Here is a 23,985-nt window from a genome sequence, read left to right on the forward strand (position 1 = left end):
TCAGGCTAGAGGCATGAAGACGACTAAGTCAAGTTGCGTGCCCGGGCCCGATCCGCGCCAAGTTCTAAGGGTGAAGGCAACTCCTTCACCTTGCCATCCATGAGGCGACAGGCTAGGACCACCAAAATCATAATGTTATAGGGTAAGTCGTAATACGACAGACTTAGAAATGCCCCACCAACGAAGTAGCCAACCAAACTCACCTGGCACATTGCACCCAAGTCGGACAACCATTTATCCTCAGCAGCGCTACTTGAGCATCGGTAAAGACGTCCAGCCGACCGCCAAACAAAATACCAAAGCAACAAGAAGAGAAACAAGCCCACAAAACCATGCTCACCCAGCACCATGAAGTAGATACTGTGCGCCGCATGCACAGCATTGGGGTCAGGTGCATATAGGGCAAAAAGGGAGCCCGAGCTCACCATAAAACCACCACCAAAGAAGTTATGGGAGGCAAGATTAAAAGCCATCCACCAGGCATTGATACGCCCCCCGGCCGAGGCGTCCTGGTCATAGGTCTTGATGGTGGACATTCGCTCGGTCCAGCTATCAGGCATGAATATGATAAGCATCACACCCAGAACCAGGAACACCAAACCCATTTCTAGCTTGCGCTTACCTCGCCACCAAAGGACCAGCGTCATCGCCGCAATCGCCAACAATGCCCCCCGCGACTGGCTTCCCAATGCAGAAGCGGCGCATAAAAGCATGGCCATGCTGAGTGCTCGGCTCGCCCACTTAGCCGTGGCGGGCAGTTGCATCTGCAAAAATCGAATCAAGGGAATCACCATGATCAGGGCCAAGGCAATCTCGTTATTGCCCTCGATATAGCTACCCTCCGGCCCCCACACCCGGTAGCTACCACCTGTGGCAAATGTGAATACGCCGCCCTTCACACCATAGAACCCAATCGATGCCACTATGGTCCAAGCAAGGGCCATGATGTGCTTCTTGCTGTAAAGCACCAGCATGGCCACCAAAATCATGAAATCGATTTTCATGACCCGGGTCCAGAGCTCGAAACTGCGGTCGAAAAAGAAAGAAAACGGCAATGTGATGCACATCCACAGCATGAATAGCATCAGCACACCAGACTCACGGCTGACAAAATAGTTAATCTTGTCCTTGGTCAGCAGAATGCCAATCATGGCTGAGCCAGCCATCGCTGCCGCTACCGGCAACTCACTCAAGCGATAACTGTAGGCATGCGGGTTCATGATGCTGATCCAGGTCCAGCCCATGATGCCAATCCAGGGATGCTTGATTGCTTTGAAGATCAGCCAAAGCAACACCACGCCCAAAACCAGGTCACGCATCGCGCACCGCCCTCCGCTGAGTGACGGCCGAATGGGCCCCACTTAACGAGCAAATTCGGCCAACACCGCATGCCGCCGCGCCACGAAGTTGCTCTAGGCGAGCCGACGTCCTCACCCGACCCGGCATAGCGGCCAAGAACCGCCTGAGCGCAGCAGCACGCGCTGTGCCGTGCCCTTTCGTCATGGACACTAACGAGCCCGGACTTGCAGACACACCTACGCTTGCCTTAGTGACACAAGACCAGAGCTGCGGTCCCATCACCGGGGATTCATCTTTGCCGTTTGCCACTAACTCAGGACGCTGAATTTGGGCCAAAAAAACATGTTCCAGATGAATCCTGTAAGCGGGCAACTTCGACAAGGCCGAAGGCATTTTGAGATTCGACATTACGAAGTCATCAGCGTCGCGGCTCGATCCTTAGCGCCAGCACGTGCCGCCAGTTTGACCACACGTTTTGCATTACCCAACCAAGTCAGATCCAAACGGCTAATCGTGTCATAGGCGCCACCGCCAAGACGGAGTCGCAGTTCAGAGTCATTGCTCAAACGGGCCAATGCTCGGGCTAAGGCGCCAATCTCATTCGGGTCAAAAAGCAAGGCATTGCGATCATGTTCCAACACCTCCGCAATATTGGGCTGATTTGGTGCCACAACGGCCTTGGCCAAGGCCAAATACTCGAACAGTTTCAAGGGCGAGGCGTATGCGACAACAGCAGGCTGCAGGGCAATATCAAAGGCCGCCACATAAGCCGGCACTTGGTCGCGCGCAACCACACCAGTGAACCGGACTCGGTCGCCCAAGTTCAACTCTTGCGCCAAGTGTTCCAAGTCTGTTCGCGCTGGGCCGTCTCCGACGATCAGCAGCTTTGCATCAAGCGGTGCATCGGCGCCCGCCATCCAGCGAATCACGTGATCCATGCCATGCCAATCGCGCACGAAACCGGTGAAGCCCAGCACAAGAGCCTTCTGCCAACCTAAGGCTTGCTTAGCCTGCTCGGCCGTAGGCGCTGTAGCAAAGTGATCCTCATTGATTCCGTTAGGGATCACAACGATACGCTCCGGTACAACGCCCGCTTGTTGTACCAAGCCGCCAAGTACCGCAGTAACAGGCAACACAAAGTCGGCACCGCGCCACACCAAGCCTTCACTCCAGCGAGCCAACCAAGTCAAGCTCAGGCCACCAAACTGCCCACGCTCTTGTGCTAAGGGGGCATTGACTTCAAGCAGTAGCGGCAGTCCCGTACGCTTTTTGAGCATCAAGCCTGCCAATAAGAACAGGTTGTAGCGCTCGTAGATTACATCGGGCTTGAATTCCTTCGCGGCCTTGGCCAGGCGCCAATAGGCCAATAACGAGTAGCCGAACTCGAGGAGCTCGTAGATCGCTTTGGGCAAACGCTGCCTCAGTCGCTGCACCCAACTGACATCCGCGCCCATCTGTGCGCCTCGATTGGCACTGCTGTCGGCTTCCGCCCCCTGGCCGGGAGCCACAACTCGAACCTCATGGCCCAACTCACGCAGCGAGTGAATCATCTCGTCGATGTGGACCGCTTGGCCATCCTTGGATGCTGTTCGGTGGTGATACAGAATTTTCATCGTTGCCCTGAAAAATTACTTGACTTGAGGCGCGGCCGTCTCGCCCATCACATTGCGCAAGAACGCGTCATACATCAGCAAACTCCACATGGGTGTGCTGTAGTCGCGGCGGCCGCTTTCATGCTTCTCAACCATGCCCTGCAAGGCGCTCACGTCGAACATGCCCGACTCCACCAAAGGCCCTGCCAGCAATGCGTCTCTAACGCGCTGTCTCAGCGGCCCGCGGAACCAGCGGGCCAGCGGTACGGCAAAGCCCATCTTCGGTCGGTACATGATGTCATTGGGCAGATAGGGCTCCATCGCTTTTTTGAGCAGGAACTTGCTCTCGCCACTGCGCATCTTCAAGGATGACGGCAGGGTCGCAAGCCACTCCACGATCTCATGGTCCATCAAAGGCTCACGCACCTCCAGCGAATGCGCCATCGAGGCACGGTCCACCTTGGTGTTGATATCACCCACCAGATAGGTGTGGGTGTCAATGTACTGAATCAGGGCCAGTGGATCATCGGTGCCGGCGTTCGCCGCATGGCGGCTGAATACTTCACATGCCGTGTAGCCGGCGAGTTCGGACTTGAAGGAATTGCTGTACAGCGCCATGCGCTCTTTGCCGCGCAGCAAGCTCATGGTGTGGAAATAGGCTTGCACCGAATCACGCGCCATGGCTTCAAAAGTAGTCTTGGCACGGAACACGCGCGGCGCCCAATCGGCCTTGGGATAGAGCTGGCCCAGCGCGCCAAACAGCGGTCGACGCACGCCCATGGGCAGCGTGGCGCGCAGGCGCTCTTCCATCAGGTGATCTTTGTAACGACGATAGCCGCCGAAGGTTTCATCCCCACCATCGCCACTCAAGGCAACGGTCACATGCTTTCGTGCCAACTGGCAAACACGGTAGGTCGGTATGGCCGAGCTGTCCGCATAGGGCTCGTCGTAGAGGCGCGCCAGGGTGTCGATCAGGTCGAAATCATCACTCTGCACGGTCTCCACCCGGTGGCGGGTGTGATACCGGTCCGCCACGGTCTGGGCAAAGGCGGCCTCGTTGAAGGCAGGATCATCGAACGCGATGGAGCAGGTATTGACCGACTCATCGCCTGATTGCCGCGCCATCATCGCCACCACCGCACTGGAGTCAACGCCACCGGACAAAAATGCCCCCAGCGGCACCTCGGCAATCATGCGTAGACGAATCGATTCCTGCAGCTTGGCAGTGAGGGTCTCACAAGCCTCCTGGTCGCTAATCTTGGCATCCAGGCTGAAGCGCACATCCCAGAAACGGCGAGGCTCCCCGACACGTTCACCCCGCCGAATCAACAATGTACTGGCGGGTGGTAGTTTTTTTGCTTGTTTGAAAATGGTGCGTGGTTCGGCCACATAGCCCAGCGCGAAATACTCTTCCACCGCACAGGGATCGATCTCGCGCTTCAGGCCCCCATGGGCCATCAGCGACTTCAGCTCCGAGCCAAACAGCAAGCAGCCATCATCGAGCAGCGCATAGTAGAAAGGCTTGACGCCAAGGCGGTCCCGGGCCATGAAAAAGGTCTGCTGATTGCGATCCCACAAGGCAAAGGCAAACATGCCGCGAAAGCGCTGCACACATTCAGCGCCCCAGGACTCCCAGGCATGAACGATGACCTCGGTATCGCTCTTGGTCTTAAACACATGGCCAAGAGCCTGCAGCTCGGGGATCAGGGATTGGTAGTTGTAGATCTCGCCGTTGAAGACCACGACCACCGATTCATCTTCGTTGAACAAGGGCTGCTGGCCGGTGGCGATGTCAATGATGGACAAACGCCGGTGCCCCAGCCCCAAGCCTGGCTCCAGATGCAAGCTGCCCTCGTCAGGACCGCGGTGCAGCTGGGAATCGTTCATGCGCTGCAGCACAGCACGCGAGATATCTCGCTGGCCGCGCGTGTCAAAAATTCCGGTGATGCCGCACATAATTCAGCTCAGTCGTTGTTGGAGTGCTCGAGGCCGCTTGCTGCGCGGCGCCGGCTCATATCCGTTTGGAAAATCCACAGCATGAAGCTCAGGCCGCATTGTGCTTCGGTCCGCCAGCCGGCCCAGCTACGGCTATCCCGCGTTCAGGGTGCTGAACCACGCCATTCGGAGATCGCCAAATCAGCCCGAGCTTGACGCAACCTACCTTCATGGCGAAAACGCCCGCGAGGTCTGCCCGGCAGCAGCGGTCAGCTTGCCTTGGCCATCGGCCAGCAAAGCCGCGTCGCGGGTGGCCTTCAGTAGCGTAGTAAATGCTTCAAGGTTGTCGCGTGCGAAAGCGCTCAGCAAGGCCTCGTCGGGGCCTAGCGTGGATTGATCGGCATAGAACACCAGCACGGCGGCGTCATCCCCGCGTCCGATCAGTCGATCAAAGGCGCCATACAGCTTGGCCTGCCAATCACTTGTGAGCAAACGGCCATTGATCCAATACAGCTGCCAGACCCGTAGGCGGCTGCCTGCCACGCCTTCATGGCCCATTTCCTTGCGACGCAGTTCTGCCGTGCGTACACGCATGGAGTACACGGGACTTGCCTGTTCACGGCTGCCCGAGGCGACCTGGCTCCAAACCGCGTCCTTTGACGTCACTAGCACATTGTTCGAACTGATCAGCTTGCTATTGAAGCTTTGGTGACGGTAGTAGCCCAGATACAAGCCGACCGCCGCCTCCCCGGGCTTGGCATAACTGGCTTGCAACACCGCACGCGGGTTCTCAAAAGCCGGCGTGAACACCGGCGCCGGGCCGGTCTGCAAAGCCCAGCCTCTATCACTCAAATCGGGTGCCGCCAATGTCACATCCGCCGAACGGGCGTTCACCAAGATCGAATGGAGGAAGAAATGCGGAGTGCCCAGCAACACCAGCAGGCCTGCCAAGGTCAATGCTGTCCTGACTGCCATGGAACGAACATCGCCGGCCTCGCTCAGTGCGGCCGCGGCATCTGTTGCCTTTGGCACGACATTAACCTCGCTGGCGGCTACGCCGGGCTGCGCATCAGGCTCCGACCATCGCGCACCGATCATGAACATGAGCAACATGACGGCACCGAAAAAGACCCAGCCGTACACCAGGTGGTCAGCGCCGGCCGCGAGCTTATTGCCAGAAACATGGCCGAGCAGCACGATCAGATAGGCTCGAATCCAATTCGCAGCCAAGGGCAGCACGATAGCCACGCCAACAAAAATCCAGCGGCGCATGTGGGAACGGTAATTCAGATAGGCGAACAAAGTACCCACCATCACCGAGGCCATCAAATAGCGGATGCCGCTGCAAGCCTCCACCACCGACCAACTGCCTGAAGGGATGACGAACTGCAAGCCTTCTCGGAACACGGGAATGCCGCTCAGTCGCAAAGCAGTGACAGTGAAATCAGCAGTCCACTCCATCAACTGAGGCATCACGAATTCACCGAAAGGCACGGAGAAAAACAAGAAGCCCAGCGGGAAGGCAATGCTGCGCGCCACTTGCCAGCCCAGGGTGGCAGGCACCAAAAGCACGATCAAGCCGACAAGCGCAAATTGGGTGGCGGCATTGACCACCGCCAATTCTGCAAACAGCCACAGCGCACAAAGCGCAGCAATGAGCAGCAGGCACAGTGGCGCCGGGCGCGGGTTCAAGCTCGCCAGCAGCGCACGCTGGCGCCAGATCAGCCAGAGCGAGATGGGCGGCACCACAAAAGCATGGGCAAAGGTTTCGGAGCGATTCCAAATCTCCACCATGGCCAAGCCGGTATCCCGGAACAACCACAGAAGCGCCAAAAGGCCCAATAGAAAGCCAGGCAAGGCGGCTTGCCACGCTTTTGATAACTTCAAATCTGATCGCATCATGCGGCTTGGTTTTCGGTGCTCGCCATGGCTTGGGCGAGATGGCGATCGAGCCCAGCCAAATGGGCATCCCAGCTATAGCTGGCTTGAACACGGGCACGGCCGGCCGCCCCGATGCGGGAGGCTAGTTGCGGGTCGGCCAGCAAGGCGCTCAAAGCCCGCACAAAGTCGGCAGGCTCGGTGGCACCCATCAGTTCTTGCCCATCGATCGCATCAATGGCTTGAACGCAACTCTGCGCGGCCACCACGGGCTGACCCATGGCCATGGCCTCCAAGATCTTGTTCTGTATACCGCGCGCCAAACGCAGTGGCGCCACCACGGCAGCGGCGTGCTGCAGATAGGGGCGAACATCGGGCACGGTCCCCGACACCGAAATACCCTCCCCGGCCAGCGCCTGCACCGCCGGCGTCGGGCTACGGCCCACGATGTGAAAGTGCAAGGCAGGCCACTGCGCGCGCAAGCTCGGCAAGACTTCAGCGGCGAACCAGATCACGGCATCCGCGTTCGGCCAATAGTCCATCGCGCCGGTGAATACCAGCGGCAACTGCCCGGCTGGAAAAGGCGATGGACGGTCCTTCGCGGGCGCGAAAAACTCGGCATCAACGCCATTGCAAAGCGACTCGACCGCGGCATGGCGCCCGGGCGTCAGCTGGCGGAACAGAGCCACCTCTTTGTCGGTGACGAAAAAGGAACAAGCCGACGCGTCGGCCGCATCCGCCTCAAACGCCAGCAACTGCCGCCCTTCCCTTCGATACAGCCAAGACATGGGCCAGGTGCGCGAGTTGGCGTAGTCCGCCCATTTGGCGGAATCGACGTCCACAAAATCAATCAACACCGGCACATCCGCCCCACCCCGCTGCAGGCCATGCGCGTGTTTCACGTACTGCGCCATCGGCGACGAGAACACGATGACAGCGTCGAATCCATGTGCCTGAGCCATCTCTTGAACCCAGCGGACCATGCCGGCATCGCGGTAATAGGGCAGGCTCAGGGCTTCGCCGCTCAGCAATCCCTGCAAGGACTTCAACTTAGCGAGGCCGGGCTGAAGTTCGCTCACATACAACTCGGTGCAGTACTCCCTTACCTTCGCGATGTACTGACGGTCATCCGGGTCATCAACAAAGGTCGCCAAAAAAACCTGATGCCGGGCGGCCAAATGCTTGAGTAAATGGAAGGAGCGTACCTTGTCACCCTTGTTGGGCGGGTATGGCAGGCGGTGGACCAGGTAGAGAATCTTGGCCATCGCTCAGGCAAGGTTGCGAACAATGAAAGGACCGAGCCAATTCGCCACACCGAGGGGCAGCTTGCGCCAGGCCTTGATCAGCAACTGGTACTTGGCATTGGAAGGATTGTTCTGCGGCACGCTGTCGCGCTTGAAGAGCTGGTACTCGTAGTGCAGCGGCGTCGGCTCAAAGCCCCAGTTCTTCTTGAAAGCGTAGGAGCCTGTGCCCTGCTTGCTGCGACCATAGTCAAACACCTTGAGCCCCTTGGCGCAGGCGCGCCGCATCAGCTCCCAGTACTTGAAGTCATTTGCGGCCAAGTCGCGTGCCGACTCATCGTCGCCGGCGTAATAAGGCAGGACTTCGTCGCGGAAATAGAAGCTCAGCACCGAACTCAGGGCGCGGCCTTTGTCGTCGGTGACGGTGAGCACTTCAGCGTCCGCGCCGAACTCATCCAGCAAGGCTTGGAAATAGCGCTTGGGCATGGCCGGCGTGCCATGACGGTGCACATTGTCGGCATAGAGCGAGAAGAAGCGCGAGGCGTCCGCATCGATATGGCTTTGCAGACCATTCTTCAGGCCTTTGCGCACCATGGCGCGCTGCTTCCGCGGGATGGCCAGCATATTGGCCTCTTCCTCCGGGAATATCTCCTTGCGAAAGGTGACGTAGAGGTCTTGCTTGGGCCAGTCAAGGTGCTGTGGACTGGTGTTGCGGTATTCCAGATGATCGACACCCAGACTTTGCGCAATGCGATGGGCCTCTTGCTCCAAGCTCGCGGCCACTTCCGCGTCATCGGCCACCACGCCGCCGTAGACAGTAAAAGGCAAGGCCACCAGCGAGTGCCCAAACAAGCGGCTCTTGACCTGGCCTAAAGGTAAGACGCCAACGATCTCGCCGCCGCGCTCGGCATAGAGAAAAAAGCCCTGATGGCGAAACACATCTTCCACCATACGCAGCCAACCGGCGCGGTGAAAGAATGTGGCCTGCGGGCTGGCGAACACAAAAGCATCCCAGCGCTTGGCATTGGCACTATCGCCTGACTGAAGGCGCTTGATCTGGACGTCGGCAGGGCTCATTCAGGCAGCAGCGGCAAGTGTGAGGGACTGAGCCACAGGCGGCTGAGCCAGAAAAATTTCGTCCATGCGTCCCCAGGAAAAATCGCTCAGCAATTGAGCAATACGGCCATGGGTGCGGGGGATGTTGACGTAGTGGCGGAAGCGCGATTTACCGTCGATGCCGGCCACACGTGGCTGTTCGGTGTCGATCTCCCAAGGGTGGAAATAGAACACCGCAGGCTGCTGGTCGATCTCATTGACCTGGCGAATCATCCAACGCGACAGGGCATAGGGCAGCAAACGGAAATAGCCGCCGCCACTAGACGGAAAGTTGCGATTGAACTTGCGCAAGGTGGTCACCGGCACCTCCAGCAAGCCCTCGCGCACCGGGTAGGCAAAGCGCGGTGAATCGGGCATGCCGTAATGGTCATGCTGAATCGGGTAGACGCTGGAGCTGTAGCGATAGCCCTGCTCCAGCAAGGTGTCGAAAGCCCACAAATTACGCTCGCCGATGGAAAAGCTCGGGGCGCGATAGCCCAGCACCGCTTGCCCGCCCAGATCCTCCAGCAGCTTCTTGGCGCGGCCAATATCCTCTGCAAAGGTCTGCGGGTTCAGGTCACTGACTCGCTCATGGCCATAGCCGTGGCTGGCCAACTCATGCCCGCCCGCCACGATGTCGCGCACCAACTGCGGGTAGCGCTCGGCGATCCAGCCCAGGGTGAAGAAGGTGGCCTTGGTTTGGCGCTCATCCAGCAAGGCCAAAATGCGCTCGATATTGCGCTCGACCCTGCACTCTCTCGCATCCCAATCGCTGCGCGCGATATAAGGCGCAAACGCCGAGACCTGGAAGTAGTCTTCCACGTCAATCGTCATGGCGTTGCGGATCGCCCCTGCCCTTGTTGCCATCAGCATAAAACCCCTGTTGTGCCGCCGGCTTGGATCCCTTTGGAACCGCCGATCTAGACGTATTTGGAATTGAACTGCGCCGAGCCCTAAGACTCAGTTCGACTTGACCGCCTCCACCAACTTTTGCAGCAAGGCCAGCGTTTGCATATTCACGCGCTCGAGGCGCACCAAGCTGTTCTCAATGCGCTGAAAGCGCTCGGCCATAGCCTCGTTGCCAAGGCTAGCAAACTCAGTTGACAGACCTGCGACGTCGCCAGCGTCAAGGCGCAAGCGCGACAGATCCAGAGTTAGGTCTTGATCGGGCTGCTTGCCGGCCTCATTCGCCACCGCTTTAGTCGGCGCCAATTCCTGGGCGATGTCTCGCAAGGCTTCATCCACTTCCGCCAAGCCCAAATGGGTCTTGCCGGCCATGAAGCCCAAGAGCAAGAGGCGGTCACACAAAGAGTTGATACGACGCGGGATGCCGCCGCTGGCCTTGTAGATGGCAGGGAAGGCATCGGCCTCAAAGCTGGGCTTGCCGGTACTGCCCGAGCACTTCAGGCGGTGCTCGATATAGCGCTGCGTTTCTTCCTCGTCCAGCGGGCCGATATGGCAGGTTGCTGCCACACGCTGACGGAATTGCTCCATCTCGGGCCGCTGCAAGATACCGCGGAATTCGGGTTGCCCGACCAAAAAGGTTTGCAGCAGAGACTGATTGCCGAATTGAAAATTCGACAGCATGCGCAGCTCTTCAACCGCCCGCGCCGTCAGGTTCTGCGCCTCGTCCACGATCAGCAAGCAGCGCTTGCCGTGGCTGGCTTGATTGACGAAATAGGCCTCCAAGCTCATCAGCACTTCGGACTTAGGCAGATCCTTGACGCGCACGCCAAAGGCCGCACCGACCAGGCGCAAAGTGTCTTCCGCATCGACTTGCGTGGTGACCAGATTGCCGATCACCACATTGCTGCGATTCAGGCTGTCCAGCAAACCTCGCAGAAGCGTGGTCTTGCCGGCGCCGATTTCACCGGTGATGACGATGAAGCCGTCATTGCGCAAGACGCCGTAATCCAGGTAGGCCTTGGCCCGGCGATGCTGCTTGCTGCCGAAATAGAAGTTGGGATCAGGGCTGAGCTGGAACGGCTTGCTGCTGAGCCCATAAAAGGATTCATACATGGGCTAGAACTGGTGAACGAGTGTGGCAAAAACCGCGTTTTCACGGTAAGGCAGCAGCGAACTGTCGAAACGTGCAACCCGCCCGCCCAGCGAGACGCTAGAGCGCGGGTTCAGACGCATGGTCCAATTCGCAGTCACTGAACGCAAGGTGGTGCTCGAACTACTCACGGCATTCGCGTCACTTAGTGTTTCAGACTGTGTGTAGCTCACATTGGCGCTGGTCGTAGGCGTCAAATTGCGCGCCAGATTGATGCTGCCATTGCGCTGGACGATGTTGCCGGTTTGCCCACCCACGCCACCCGGGGGCACGCCGTTGCCCAGCTGCTTGGTGGTGGACTGCGTCGCCGATGCCGTCAAGGTCGTACGCAGCGCTTCGAATGAGAAAGACAGCCCTTGCGTGCGCACCAGGGTCGGGCCAGCATTCAGATAACTGTTTGCGGCCGCTGCATTAGCATTCAGACCGAGCTCAAGCAAGGTTTGGCGGACTTTGGCATCACGCTTGATCGGATCGGGCTCAATCGACGCATATTGGGTGAAGAGCAGATCGTAGTTCGTGTTTTGACCTGGCAAATTGCCACTTGTCTGAGTCGAAACGTTTTGCGAATCAGACACCCGCCAAACCGAGCGAGGCATGCGGTGTTCAAAGCTCAGCAGGTGCGAATTGCCGTAATCGTGGCTCTGCCAATCCGCCAGCAAGGTGGTCCGCGGCGTTGGCTGCCAATTGGCGCTGGCCCCGTAACTATTACCCCTTGTGGCGACGCCGAGCTGATAGTCAGAGCTCTCGCGCCCCGCATTGACCCGGAACAGCCAGTCAACATCAGGTTGATACCTCAAACCCAGTGAAACCAAGGCCGTGTTGTTGTCCACGCCAGACTTGAAGTGCGAGCGCTGCGTGTTGCCATTGATCCACCACCCCACTTGACCAAAGCTGGCACTGTCCAGGCGAAAGTTGCTGCCGACCACGGTGCTATCACTCACCGAAGTACCCTTGGCATTGGTTTCGGCATAAGTGCCGCGTAGCTCGTAGCTCGCCAAGCCGAACAAACGACCTCGCACAAAAGGCGAGAAATTGACGGTGGCAACCTCGGTGCTGTTCGGGTTGTTGAGCGACTGATCAACGCTTTGCTGACCAAAGGCCGAAGTGAGTTGCCGGCCAATCGTGGCGCGCCCGTCCACAAACAAGAAGTTATCAATCAACTCAGCCACGCCGCTGGCCGTCAGCGACTGTTGAGTCCTATCCTTCTGTTCGCTCTTGCCGTAGAACACGCCGCTGACAGCGTAGTCCAGCGAACCCTTCAACATCCCTGTCTTACTGGCCAGCGTCAAGCCAGGAGAAAGTACCGTGATCAAGGCCGCATCTTTGGCACCCGAGGACAAAGTATTGTTGTCGGTCCAGGTTTGGCTCAGCGTCACCCTCGGCGTGAGGGAGGTACCCGACCGCCCCACCGGCGCCGCCTCCTGCGCCTGAGCCTGCGCCGTGGCGAATGCAGCCAGGCAAGCCAACAGCGTGGAGGCCCGGCTGACGCGATGTAGCGACGGCGTGTGCAGAAGGCTCTTCACCGCGAGCGGCGAAGCGTCATGCCGATCAGCTCTTGCTTGATTCACTGGCATAACCGTAGCCGTAGCCGTAGCCGTATCCATAGCCATAGCCACCAATTGCGTTGGTGCTGGACTGGTTCAACAACATCATCTTCAGCGGGCAACTCTCGATCGCGGCAAGCGCTTGCATCACCGCGCTTTGTGGCGTCTTGCCCGCTTGCACCACCACCACGATCTGGCCCATATGCGAAGCCAGCACGCGCGATTCAGTCGTCAACAGCAGGGGCGGCGAGTCAAAGATGATGATTCGGTCCGGGTAGCGCTTGGCCATGTCGTCGAGCAAATGGCTCATCGCATCGCTGGCCAGCAACTCGGTCGCCCGGGGGTGGGGAGTGCCGCTAGGCAACAGGGTGAGCTTGTCGACATTTGTGCGCAGCATCACGCTGGCCATGTCAACAGAATCCTCCAGCACATCCAGCAAGCCCGGCCCCTGAGGCAGGCCCAACATACGCAAGACAGAAGGTCGGGCCACGTCAGCATCGACCAACATCACGGTGTTGTCCATTTCCGCCGCGATGCTCAGCGCCAGATTCAGCGAAGTGAAGCTCTTTCCCTCACCCGGCAAAGCGCTGGTCACCATGATCAGATTGGCGTGGTTCAGGGTCACAGCGCCCTTACCCATCGCGTTCTTGATCAGCGGCCGCTTAATCACACGGTACTGGTCCGCGAAATGGGAGCGTCCGGCATTGGGCGTCAAGAATCCCTGCTCCGCCAAGGCAGTGAAATCAAGGTCCACGCGTTTGCTGGCTGGGTGATGGGGCGTCTCAATTGGCGCACCCGCGGTACCGGGCACGGCCATCCCTACATCCGCACCAGCTTGTCCGGGCGCAGCTCCCGCCCCAATGGCCTGCACATCGTCCGGCATTGACACGCCGGCCTGGCGCAGTTGCTCGAGGCGTTGGGTGGCTTGCTCAATCAGGCTACTCATCTCAACCCACCTGCCGATTCATAAAAATTGCCATCACTGTCAGCCCGATCGCGAAAAGTACGAAAAAGCTCGCCGATGCAACGCTGAATCGGATCATGTCCATCCGGTGCCGACGCCTGTCCTCATCCGTGGTCAATCGGGTCACCACACCCAAGATAGGCAGATCCACCCGCGACCGAAGCTCATTGACATCGTGAAAAACGGGGCGCAATTGGCTGCTGACAAAAGCGGCAAACATGCCCAAACCCAGCGCCAAGACCATAGCCACAGCAAGCAGCAACAAACGGTTTGGCGCCACTGGCTTGGGTGAGACTCGCGGCGGGTCGATCAAGCGAAAGTCGGCCACACCCGATGCCACATCAAGCTCGCCCGAGATTGCAGCTGATTCGCGGCGTGACACCAAGTCTTCGTAGTTCTTCTTGTGAATCGCGTAATCTCGATTCAGCTGAGCGCCTTCGGCTTCCAACTGGGGTGCCGTCTTAACAGCAGCCATCGCTTGGGCGTAGCGGCTGGAATACTCATCCACCCGAGCCTTCATCGCCGCCACCTGCACCTCATAATTGGCCAGCAAGCGTCCCATTTCCTGGAACGCTAGGTTCGTATTGCCACCCGAGCCGACAGTTGGCGCGGCCAACGCGGCCTTGCGCAGTTCGGCAACCTCTTTCTTCTTTTGCGCCTCGAGTTCCTTCAGCGTCTTGCGAGCACTGACGATATCGGGGTGCTGCTCGGTGTAGCGCTGCAATAGCGCGTCGAGACTGCGGTTTTGAACATCGATCCGAGCATCAATCTCAGGCGTCGAAACAGCCGCCGCAGACTCCTGCAACGCGCTTTGCACCGCGCCGCCACCTGCCGAGCCCTTACGCTCTGCCTCAAGCTGCCCCTTAGCAGCATCGCGTGCATTCACAGCTTCGCGATAATCTAAGCGCGCACGCTCAAGCTGTGCACTGATTTCACCCAAGCGAGACGCGGAATCCTTGCCATCGCCCGACATGGTTTGAATATTGCGCAGGCGGAACTCCTTCAAGCGCGACTCCGCCTCCTCCAACTTCGCTTCATAACCCTTGATTTGCTCGTTGATGAAGGTCGTGGCAGTGGCCGTATCCTTGCGACTCGAACCCAGGCTCGACTCCAGAAAAATCGAAACAAAGGACTGCACCACCCGCTTGGCGCTTTCCTGATCGGTATCCCGATAAGCCAAGGTGTACAAATTATCCCGAGCCGTGCTTTGAATCGATAAATTTTTGGTCACCGTCTCAATCGTGGCCTCTTGCTGGCTCTTGGACTGGTTTTTAAGATCCAGATCAGCCATGCGGACCAGCTTCTCGACATTGGGTCGGCTGATCAAAGTGCGACTGAGCATCATCACCTGTTGCTCGACGTCGGGCTGCACCGCAAGCCCCGTCATCAAGGGCTTCAGGATTGACTGCGTATCCACGTAAATACGTGCACTCGCCTCATACCGATCAGGCAATATCAAAACAACAACGGCGCCAACTAACCCGGCAATCCAGGCCACCGCCAAACCGGTCCAGCGATGCTTCCACATCGACTTCACGACGGCCAGCAATTGAGCAATCAACAAATCCATTGAGGCGACTTTTCAAGTTCAAAGCGAGGAGATTCGCAATGTCGACGAATCGAAAGAACTAACCCTGGGTATCAACTAAGCCTGGCGAGCGCAGCACAGGCAAGCCAACTCAAAACAAGCTCTGCGGAATGATTAAAATATCACCTGGCCGCATTTCAACATTGGCCGACACATCACCGCGCTTGATCAGATCCTTCAATCTGACTGAATATTGCTTATTGCCTTCGCCAGAACGAACAATCGTCGCTTCATTGCCAGCAGCAAAATCGGTCAAACCACCCACTGCAATCATGACATCGAGGACCGTCATTTTCTGCTTGTACGGCAAGGCCTGGGGCTTAGACGCTTCGCCAACCACCCGAATCTGTTCGCTGTAAGGCCCAACAAAGCTCGTCACAATCACCGTCACCACCGGGTCGCGGACGTATTTACTGAGTTGCTGCTCGATATCCCTGGCGATTTCAGTGGAGTTTTTACCCTGCGCCGTCAACTCATCAATCAGCGGCGTGGATATTTTCCCGTCAGGCCGTACCGGGACACTCATCGACAATTCCGGATTACGCCAAACGATGATATTGAGTGAATCACCCGGACCAACAATGTAGCTATAACTTTCTGTGGATGCGGACACCGGAGCCGGCGGCAAACGCCCTGCAGTTGAAGCGCAGCCCGTCAAAAATGTCAGCGCGGTCAAAGCACCGCAGACCAACACGCGCTGGCAACCGCGCAGCCAGAAGATAGATTCAGTTTTTTTCAAGGCAATCCCCTCAACAAAATTCACAATCGAACCGGCCTACGCAATCACCGGATTGAACCACATCAACACCGCACTTAGCCCTGCAAGTTGTGTGGCGAGCACAACTCATCCGTGATTCAATGCCCAAATCAGGCCCGCATCCACCTTCAGGGCAAAGCCCGGTGAAAAATACCATCAAATCCACATGGCCGACCCGCACCACTAAACCCAGGTGAAGGCTCAATTTTGAAAATTGTATCGACCTGGTGAAATTATATTATCTGGATCGAAAACGGCTTTCAATTGACGAATAACCTTCCAGTAATCCGAATCGGCAGACACCACCTCCGGCATCATATCTACGCGCGCCCGATACACCTCCAAGCCCTGTGCCTTCACCTCCGCATGCAAGGCTCCAGCACACCGATGCGCCCGCTCAACAGCGGCCGGATCCGCGCGATCAAAAAGCAAATTCGTGACTGCCACCATTGAATTGTCAGTTTCGATATTGACGGTCACATACAAATCATGAGCGAACCCTGCCGCGATTTCGGTCATGCGCGCCACCAGCCTCGCCGCAAAGGCGCCATCCATCGGCAATGCCGGGCTGATAAACAACATTCCACAGTTTGATTCGGCCAAGCGTTCGGCCGGCAGATCAGACCGGCCAAAGCGCCACAGGAGATTGTCTATCGCAGCATCGGTCGGTATACCTGCAGCCAGACCATGCAAAGGCCGAATCGCTGATATCGCTGCCGCGTTTGCTTTAGCCCACGGTATGAACCGAAAACGATTCAACACCGCATAGCCCAGATCCAATTTGAAATCGTCAATGAACATGACACGAGCCACCTCGCCCATGCGCGAACGCACCTCATCCATCGCGGCTTTTACTTGCTTGGCTGTGCCAGCGATACCACCCAAGCTAGTCCATTGATCAGGCGCCACCAAAGCCAGAACCCGGTCCGCCTCACGCGTCAACTCCCCACCGGACAAGCCCCCTTGCGTCTCAAGATATTGAACGATCCCATACATCAAACTCGACCTAGTTCGCGCGCGATTACCAATATGAGTTACGCTGCCCATCACCTTTTCACGCTTCAATCCAGCCAAAAGGTCAATAAACCTCGGCAAGTCGCGCTCGTTCAAAAGTGCAAGCGAAACAGCCACCTGTTTGGCTGGGCGCGGCAACAGCTTGAAGCAGGCACTCGTCACAACACCAAAATTCCCCTGGAAGAACAAGCCATCAAGCATTGGACCCAGGCCAAAAGGATGGCAGTGCGCCAAGGGTGACGCGTCACCCAATCGACGAAAGCCCGTACTCAGAACTGTCCCAGCCCCCGTCACCAATTCCATGCCAAACAGATCATCGCGGCGGGGCCCCAAATAGCCTACCCCCCGATCAAGGGCATTGCCAACGATGCTGCTGTTTCGAGCCGATCCAGTGACGTTGAAAAATAGCCCAGGATGATGGCGCAGCAAGAAATCCGACAACTGACCTTGCGTAACCCCAGGCTCGATGACCGCAACAGGATTCGAGACTGAAATTTGATCCGCATTGAGGATACGGTCGAGCCCACTGAGATCCATCAACTCAATGTCCGAGCCAGCCTGAGGCATATGCCCATAGCCCCAATTGAGACCCGTCGAGGTGGGATGCAAGGCAATCTTGCGCCGCCGCGCCTCAAGGACAAGCGCTTGAACCTCCGCGACTGACTTGGGGCGATGCACCACGCCTGAAAAGGCGGCAGCACCGGTGACATCTTTCGCAAGAATTGATTGATCCGCATTCACTTTCAGCACTCCAGTCGCGTTGCCAAGCAAGTATCGATCCTTATCAGGATCTCATCCGCCTCAGGATTACACCACCACACCTCCGCAAGCAAACGTCGGAATTCTTTACAACAATACACCTGCCTCGTCAGGGCAAATTCGTAAGTGCTTGTTGAACAACACTTTTTTACACCTGGCACTAAACCTGCTTCAGTTGACGTGCTTCTTCTTTTTCAACCGGGGTACGCAAATGAAACTGAAACTGTCTTCCATCGCAGCAGTCGTCGCACTCGCTGCAACTACGCTGACCGCTAACGCTAGCGTCATCGGCATGGCTGATCTGACGATCGGTCTGCTGGCCATCCGTAATCTGGATACTGGCAAATTTGTGCTCGAAGACGATGTCAAAATCGTTGGTGGCACCCGCACCAGCAAGAGCAGCGCCTTCCTCAATGGCGTGAGCGCCAACGACTCTAAGTCGGCCGACGCTGTCGGCAATGCTGACGCACTGGGCCAATGCTTGGGCGCTTGCGGCGACGCAGCCCTCCTCGCAGCCTATGGCGGCAACCTGGTCAACAACAACGCTACGACGCACATCAACCTGCCCCAAGTGCCGGCCGTCACGTACGCTTTGGGCGACAGCCAAATTCTGGGTAGCGCCTTGCAAGGTGGTTCGGCTGGCCTGACACGGGCCAACGGCCAGATCAGCGGCCCAACCAATTTTGCCAATGCAAACGGCAACCTGATCAATGAAGTGTCGGTAGAGGCGGTCTTCACTGCTGTCTCCACGTTCAACGCCGATTTCTACGCGATCTACGACTCCTTCATGCGCACCTTCATCGATGCACAGCATTACGGCAATAACGGCAAGTCGTCGACCTCCGCTGGCATCAACTTCAATTTGACCGTGTTTGACGAGACCGATGGTGTTTGGCTGCAACTCGGCACCGGTCAAGACGGTGCCTGGCAGCCAAGCGGCATGAATGGCAGCATTTCTACCGCGACGGCAAACAATGGTTCGGCTAAGAAGGTCGAGAACAGCGGTGCGGTTGATTCGCTTGACGTTGTCCTGAAGGCAGGCCACTCCTACCAATTCACTGCTACTCAAAACAGCTCGGTGCAGATGAGCTCTATTCCTGAGCCAGCCAGCTTGGCCCTGGTTGGCTTGGCGCTGACCGCAGTTGGCTTCGCACGCCGCAGCAAGAACGCCAAGTAATTTGACTCGATTGAGCCTCAGTGGCTCAATCAAAAGGCCCCGCATTGCGGGGCCTTTTTTTTGCCAGTCGCTCTCAGTCGGGACGCGCCAACAGCTTCGCAACTAAATCAACAGGAATCGCGTAGCTGATGCCAGTCGGATGCGTCAAGGCCGACTCTCTCGATCCCTTGATCAGCACCATATTCAAAACGCCCACGACGGCACCAGTTTCCAGATCAAGCACCGGTCCGCCGCTATTGCCAGGATAGGCCGTCGCATCGAGTTGAAGAATATTGAAACTGCCCTCACGGAGCTTTCGAATCGACTTCTCGTTCAAAGCATGCGCAGCACTCTGCGGCAATGCAATCGGCGCAATCGAAGAAATAATCCCACGATGGGTTACCAAGGAAAATCCCAGTGCTCCGCCAACCGGGAAACCCAGAATAGCGATGGCCTTACCCTCTTGCGCCACTTGCTCCCCCGCCAACGGCAATGGGAGAAGCGCATCTCCAAGAACTTTGAGCAGCACCAGATCACGCTCACGATCAAGCTTGAGGACCTCGACCTCACGCAGCACCCACCGGCCAGATGAGCCCGTTGCCGATTGAACCACTAAGCGCCGCCCGCCGGCTAGCGCACCAGCCTCAGGCAAGACATGGCTATTCGTAATAACAAGATTCCCTCGCGCCGCGACAAAGCCAGTGCCACGAAACATAAAACGAGGACTATCGGTTTCCCCGAATGTACCAACCAATAGTACCGAGCTTCGTGCGCGCCTGATCAAGGCTGGCAGATCAAATTGGTCGCCAGCCTTGCTTGCGCTCAACTCATCCGCGACGCTGGAAACTGCAGGCGCAGAAAGCGCAGTCAACGCAACCAGTGCTGATCGCCGATTCAAATTATTGCTCGCCCAGTTCATGCCATCGAAAGGTCGGCTGATGTTTGGCCCATTTCGAGAGCCGTGACGCAAGCGCGCCAAACGTCGTCGGGCTCCTCCACACGGAAGCCATAAAACACGCCAGCATCCGTCACTTTGGAGCGCAATGCCACGGCCGTGATCTCAGATTTATCGGCACTACCCAAAACAATACTGGCATGCCCAGACATTTGCAGCGGCACGTCAATCCTGCACTCGGCCTGGAAGCCAGACAATGATATCTCTATGATATTCAAGACAAAATTCCTAGGAACACCATTTAACTCAAAATGTATTTGAGCGGGGCACCTAATGGAATAACGTTGATGACGCCGCAGGGGATGCGATTCAAGCGCAGTACCTGACAGCATTGGCAACACCCGACGATACTCGATCAAATCATAAATTGACCAGAGCAAGGACTTCTTGCGATCATCCATTGCCTCAAATACTTTGCTTTTTTCATTAAAAAAGTAATCAAGCAATGCCGGGGTCATGACCGGATCATTGGTGGTGAAATACCTTCTCTTTGGCAGCTTTATATTAGGCAGGCTTTGCAAGAAGAAATAGCGATGTAAGTTCTTTCTACTTGGCCGCCCCTTGTATCCAGCCTTAAATACTTCGGCGGCATGCTTCAAATCCAATGTCGCACCGACTGCTGGCGCACCATTTGCAAAGTCATACTGATCCACTACATTCGCTTGCAGGCGCTCAAAAAACAACAAAGCCTCGTACAGCTCGATTTTCTCTGGATTGACGGCGATAACCAAATGGCGCGTATCAAAGTATTCCGTGCAATATTGATGCATGAACTTCATCAACGGAAACAGAATTGCACCGCCGGTAGCCCGGAAGTCTGGATGAACTGCCAAGGCTGATATTTCTGCGATATTGCCGCCCTTCGCCCTTACCTGCTGAAGATCAAAGACTGACTGCAAGGGAAATCCAAACACCCCTTCTCGAATCATTGAGATGGTGCCAACCACCTTGCCGTCATACTTGGCACACAGGGTGGTTGTCGTCGGCAACGCGTGATAAATCGTGACACGCATGCCCGAAGGATCCGGCAACATAAATCCACTCGCGACATAAGCGCCATGCAAAAGCTTGAAGCAGTCCTCTAATTCCGCCTGGGTGTCCGCGATTTTCAATTCCAGCCGAGCGTCCGGCGACGGATCACACTCCACCATCTGACGATATATCTTGAAGCGCAAGTGGCTGGGCAACACCCCAAAAAGTCTCCTCAGGCCTTGATGGAATTTCTTTTTCAGGCTGGAACCGCGGATTTTTGTCATACATCGTCCCTACACATGATATTTCAAGCGTAAATCGCTGCCACTAAACCTATTGCTACCGAGAGTAGCAATAGTGAAGCCAAGCAAGGGCAACCTACACGGTATCAAAGGCCGGCAGACAACTTCTTGACCACATCCTGCGCCGGGAACTTGTCACCCAAATCAGCCAACCGTTTCAACTCTTCCTTCGCCTCGGCCTTCTTACCGGCATTGACATAGAAGGTTGCAAGATGCAGTCGGTGCAGATGGGCACCCGGCATCAAATTCACTGCCTGTTTTTGCACCTCGATGGCCTTATCCATTTGGCCCCTGCTCGCGTAAATATCAGCCAAAGTATCAAGCAAAGGCGCCTGATTTGGCTGCAATTTCACTGCCCGCTCAGCGTACTCCAAGGCCTCAGCCTTCTTCTCCCGATTCAAAAGCCATGCCACATTATTCAATGCGGACGCATTCTCAGGCTGCAATTTGAGTACGGCCCGGTATTGCTGCTCCGCTTGGTCATATTGCTTTGCCGTCAAGGCCACATCACCCAAGTAATAGATAAACGCAACATCTCCCGAGTTCTTCTGCAACCAGCGCGTGGCAAATGCGCTCCCCTCCGCAGCTTTACCACCAGCCAAAAAAGCGTAATGAAGTTTGATCGCGACGTCCGTACTCGGTTTCTTGTTCAGTGCGGCCTGGTAGGCAGCAGTTGCGACGGCCCAGTTCTTTTTCTCACTCTCAAACTCGCCTTCTAAAAGCTGTCCCACGGCATCATTGGGATGTTGAGCTTGAACGACCTTGATAACCTTGCGCGCCGCGTCAGTACGCCCACGCCCTTCCTCAATAGCAATCAACATTCGTTGGGCAGGCAAAAAACGCTCATCAATTGCCAAGGCACGATTTAAGTTCTGTACCGCGCCTGCCGGATCCTTCATGGATACATACAACTCCGCCAAGCGCATCAGTGGTTGAACCGAATTAGGCTGCAAGGCCATCCACTTATTTGCAGTGGAGACTGCCTGATTGGCTTCTCCGTTCAACTGTTCTACTTGCGAGAGCGCTGCCAACATATTTGGCTGGTCAGGTAGAGCAACGGCCCCATCACGGGCCAAAGCCAGGGCAGCCTTCAATTCCTTCCGGTCAATCAATTTACGAATCAGCAATAGGCGCGGGGCTGCCTCATTCGGGGAATCCTTGACCAACTTGGCAAGTGCCTCCTCTATCTCTACGGAAGGCTTGCCAGACAACGACTGAAGCTCAATGATGCTCAGTTGCGCCTGCAAATTCTTAGGTTCAAGGGCCAGAAGTGCCGTAAGTCTAGCGATGGCGGCATCAGGTTTCTTGTCGCCCTGATCAAGCGCAGCCAAGGTCGCCACAGCAGGATAGTACTTTGGGTCAATCTTGAGGGCACGCTCAAATGCTGCACGCGCCGCCACCTTATCCCCTCGCATGAGTTCCATGCGGCCGCGAAGATTATCGGCAGTGGGACGATCCGGCTGCTTCTTCGCGATCGTCTCAAGCGCACGGCCTGCAGAGTCCCACTGCTTAAGATTCAAATAGGAACTAAATAAAGCCAAATCAGCAGTTATTTCCTTGTCGGAACTCGAAATAGCCTTCAACTCGTCAAAGCCACTTTCGCCGCCTTTTGACACCTTGGCCAAGGCCAGCGCAGTGCGACTTCTAATGTCTTTCGGATTGTTTTTGACTGCCTTTGAAAAGTAATTCTGAGCAGCCGCTGAGTCACCCTGCTGCAGATACGCTTCTGCCGCTAAGGAGTAAGCATTTGAATTGACTGAATCATTGGTCAGAAGTGGCTGCAAAATATTGAGCGCCTTGGCCGGTTCACCATTTCGAATATAAATTTGGCCGAGCATGAGTCGACTCGGCGCCTGCATCGACTCAGGCGCGCCCTTGACAAATTTCTTCAGGTGAGATTCAGCCTGGATAAGAGAGTTCCTGCGGAATTCGACGACCCCCGCCAACTGCATTGTCCTGAGACTATCTGGAGCCACCTTCAAAAGATACTGCGCCTGTTCTTGCGCAGTCTTCAAGTCCCCGGTTTCCAATGCGATCATGCCTTGGAAGAATCTCGTCTGCGGATGGTCTGGAAATATCTTCGCTAAGTCAGCGACATCCTTTTTTGCCGCTTCAATATCCTTCTTACTAAATTCTGTCCAAATGATGGCAACGTAGGAGAGCAGATTTTTCTTGTCAATCTTGATAGCCTGCCGATAGGCTGCCAATGCGGCTTCCGAAGATGCGCCGCTTTCCAGCATAGCGTCACCCTTCAACTGCCATGCATCTGCATTTTTTGGCGCAAGGCCAATTACTTCATCAAGCACCGCCATTGCGGCAGGAAAGTCGCGCTGGTGAATATACATTCGAGCTTGTAGCAACTGCGCAGAGACATTTTTGGGATCAGCAGAAAAAGCCTCCTGCAGCGCGCTCTTGGCCTCATCCCCTTTGCCTTGCTGCGCAAAGGCTAGCGCAACAGTCGCCTTCAACTCCGCAGTGGCAGCCGGACTCGCCAATTTGGATTTGGCAAAGCGAACCAACAAAGGTTCAAACTTTCCTTGAGCCAGCAAGCTTTTCGCCAAATGCGGGGCGACTTCTTCTGCGGAGTAACCTAGCTCTAGCGCCTTAATCAGCTCAACTTCAGCTCCAACCGCATCTCCGGTTTCAAGCAGCAGTTTGCCGAGCAAATAGCGAGCCTCAGGATTCGCCGGTTGTTTCTGCAAGGAATTCTTCAACTGGATGACTGCAGCACTTGACTCATTTTTTGAAATGTGCTCTTTGGCCGATTTCAACATGCTTTCGGCCGACCCTCCAGAACAAGCCGAAAGCGCAACCATCAAGCTCAGCAACAATGGCGTCACGGCATGGCTCTTGAAATTCATGCGAATCATCCTGGTTA

The 23,985-nt window shown here is 56.4% G+C and carries 17 protein-coding genes; 1 reads left to right on the forward strand and 16 read right to left on the reverse strand.

Annotated features, from left to right (window positions below; all coding sequences use genetic code 11):
• Positions 1–23 precede the first annotated feature (23 nt).
• The 13 genes from AABB87_RS06435 to AABB87_RS06495 form a co-directional block, all read right to left on the reverse strand.
• Positions 24–1,319, reverse strand: coding sequence for a putative O-glycosylation ligase, exosortase A system-associated (locus tag AABB87_RS06435; protein ID WP_341970489.1), 1,296 nt, complete (start codon positions 1,317–1,319; stop codon positions 24–26).
• A gap of 387 nt (positions 1,320–1,706) precedes the next feature.
• Positions 1,707–2,912, reverse strand: a complete 1,206-nt coding sequence (locus tag AABB87_RS06440) for a glycosyltransferase family 4 protein (protein ID WP_341970490.1) — start codon at positions 2,910–2,912, stop codon at positions 1,707–1,709.
• 15 nt (positions 2,913–2,927) lie between these two features.
• Entirely contained in the window at positions 2,928–4,847 is a 1,920-nt protein-coding gene (locus AABB87_RS06445; RefSeq protein WP_341970491.1) for an XrtA/PEP-CTERM system amidotransferase, read from the reverse strand.
• Positions 4,848–5,054: 207 nt separating this feature from the next.
• Complete coding sequence (xrtA, locus tag AABB87_RS06450; RefSeq protein WP_341970492.1) at positions 5,055–6,713, reverse strand: exosortase A; 1,659 nt, start codon at positions 6,711–6,713, stop codon at positions 5,055–5,057.
• A gap of 11 nt (positions 6,714–6,724) precedes the next feature.
• Positions 6,725–7,969, reverse strand: a complete 1,245-nt coding sequence (locus tag AABB87_RS06455) for a TIGR03087 family PEP-CTERM/XrtA system glycosyltransferase (RefSeq protein WP_341970493.1) — start codon at positions 7,967–7,969, stop codon at positions 6,725–6,727.
• Positions 7,970–7,972: 3 nt separating this feature from the next.
• Positions 7,973–9,022 carry a FemAB family XrtA/PEP-CTERM system-associated protein gene (locus tag AABB87_RS06460; protein ID WP_341970494.1) on the reverse strand — a complete coding sequence of 350 codons (1,050 nt, stop codon included), beginning with the start codon at positions 9,020–9,022 and terminating at the stop codon, positions 7,973–7,975.
• The gene (locus AABB87_RS06465; protein ID WP_341970495.1) at positions 9,023–9,874 is read right to left on the reverse strand and encodes an XrtA system polysaccharide deacetylase; all 852 of its coding nucleotides are present in this window, start codon (positions 9,872–9,874) and stop codon (positions 9,023–9,025) included.
• Between the two features lie 126 nt (positions 9,875–10,000).
• Complete coding sequence (locus tag AABB87_RS06470) at positions 10,001–11,059, reverse strand: XrtA/PEP-CTERM system-associated ATPase (RefSeq protein WP_341970496.1); 1,059 nt, start codon at positions 11,057–11,059, stop codon at positions 10,001–10,003.
• A 3-nt stretch (positions 11,060–11,062) separates the two neighbouring features.
• Positions 11,063–12,619, reverse strand: a complete 1,557-nt coding sequence (locus AABB87_RS06475) for a TIGR03016 family PEP-CTERM system-associated outer membrane protein (protein WP_341970497.1) — start codon at positions 12,617–12,619, stop codon at positions 11,063–11,065.
• A 25-nt stretch (positions 12,620–12,644) separates the two neighbouring features.
• A complete protein-coding gene (locus tag AABB87_RS06480) occupies positions 12,645–13,586 on the reverse strand; it encodes an XrtA-associated tyrosine autokinase (RefSeq protein ID WP_341970498.1) in 942 nt (313 codons plus the stop codon).
• Position 13,587: 1 nt separating this feature from the next.
• Positions 13,588–15,174: an XrtA system polysaccharide chain length determinant gene (locus AABB87_RS06485; RefSeq protein ID WP_341970499.1), complete on the reverse strand. Its 1,587-nt coding sequence runs from the start codon at positions 15,172–15,174 to the stop codon at positions 13,588–13,590.
• A 109-nt stretch (positions 15,175–15,283) separates the two neighbouring features.
• The gene (locus tag AABB87_RS06490; protein WP_341970623.1) at positions 15,284–15,868 is read right to left on the reverse strand and encodes an XrtA/PEP-CTERM system exopolysaccharide export protein; all 585 of its coding nucleotides are present in this window, start codon (positions 15,866–15,868) and stop codon (positions 15,284–15,286) included.
• Between the two features lie 282 nt (positions 15,869–16,150).
• Positions 16,151–17,704, reverse strand: a complete 1,554-nt coding sequence (locus AABB87_RS06495) for an FAD-binding oxidoreductase (RefSeq protein WP_341970500.1) — start codon at positions 17,702–17,704, stop codon at positions 16,151–16,153.
• 151 nt (positions 17,705–17,855) lie between these two features.
• On the opposite strand from AABB87_RS06495, the gene AABB87_RS06500 reads away from it, so the two are divergent.
• Positions 17,856–18,899, forward strand: coding sequence for a PEP-CTERM sorting domain-containing protein (locus tag AABB87_RS06500; RefSeq protein ID WP_341970501.1), 1,044 nt, complete (start codon positions 17,856–17,858; stop codon positions 18,897–18,899).
• Positions 18,900–18,972: 73 nt separating this feature from the next.
• On the opposite strand, the gene AABB87_RS06505 is transcribed toward AABB87_RS06500, so the two are convergent.
• From AABB87_RS06505 to prsT, 3 genes are all read right to left on the reverse strand, one after another.
• The gene (locus tag AABB87_RS06505; protein WP_341970502.1) at positions 18,973–19,797 is read right to left on the reverse strand and encodes a S1 family peptidase; all 825 of its coding nucleotides are present in this window, start codon (positions 19,795–19,797) and stop codon (positions 18,973–18,975) included.
• Positions 19,794–21,089 (reverse strand): GNAT family N-acetyltransferase, encoded by a 1,296-nt coding sequence (locus AABB87_RS06510; RefSeq protein ID WP_341970503.1) that lies wholly within the window; start codon positions 21,087–21,089, stop codon positions 19,794–19,796. The genes AABB87_RS06505 and AABB87_RS06510 overlap by 4 nt, the downstream gene beginning before the upstream one ends.
• A 104-nt stretch (positions 21,090–21,193) precedes the next feature.
• Positions 21,194–23,968, reverse strand: a complete 2,775-nt coding sequence (gene prsT, locus AABB87_RS06515; protein WP_341970504.1) for an XrtA/PEP-CTERM system TPR-repeat protein PrsT — start codon at positions 23,966–23,968, stop codon at positions 21,194–21,196.
• Positions 23,969–23,985: the final 17 nt, after the last annotated feature.

Origin of the sequence: Roseateles sp. PN1 (genome assembly GCF_038419725.1) — a bacterium.
Lineage (GTDB): Bacteria > Pseudomonadota > Gammaproteobacteria > Burkholderiales > Burkholderiaceae_C > Paucibacter_A.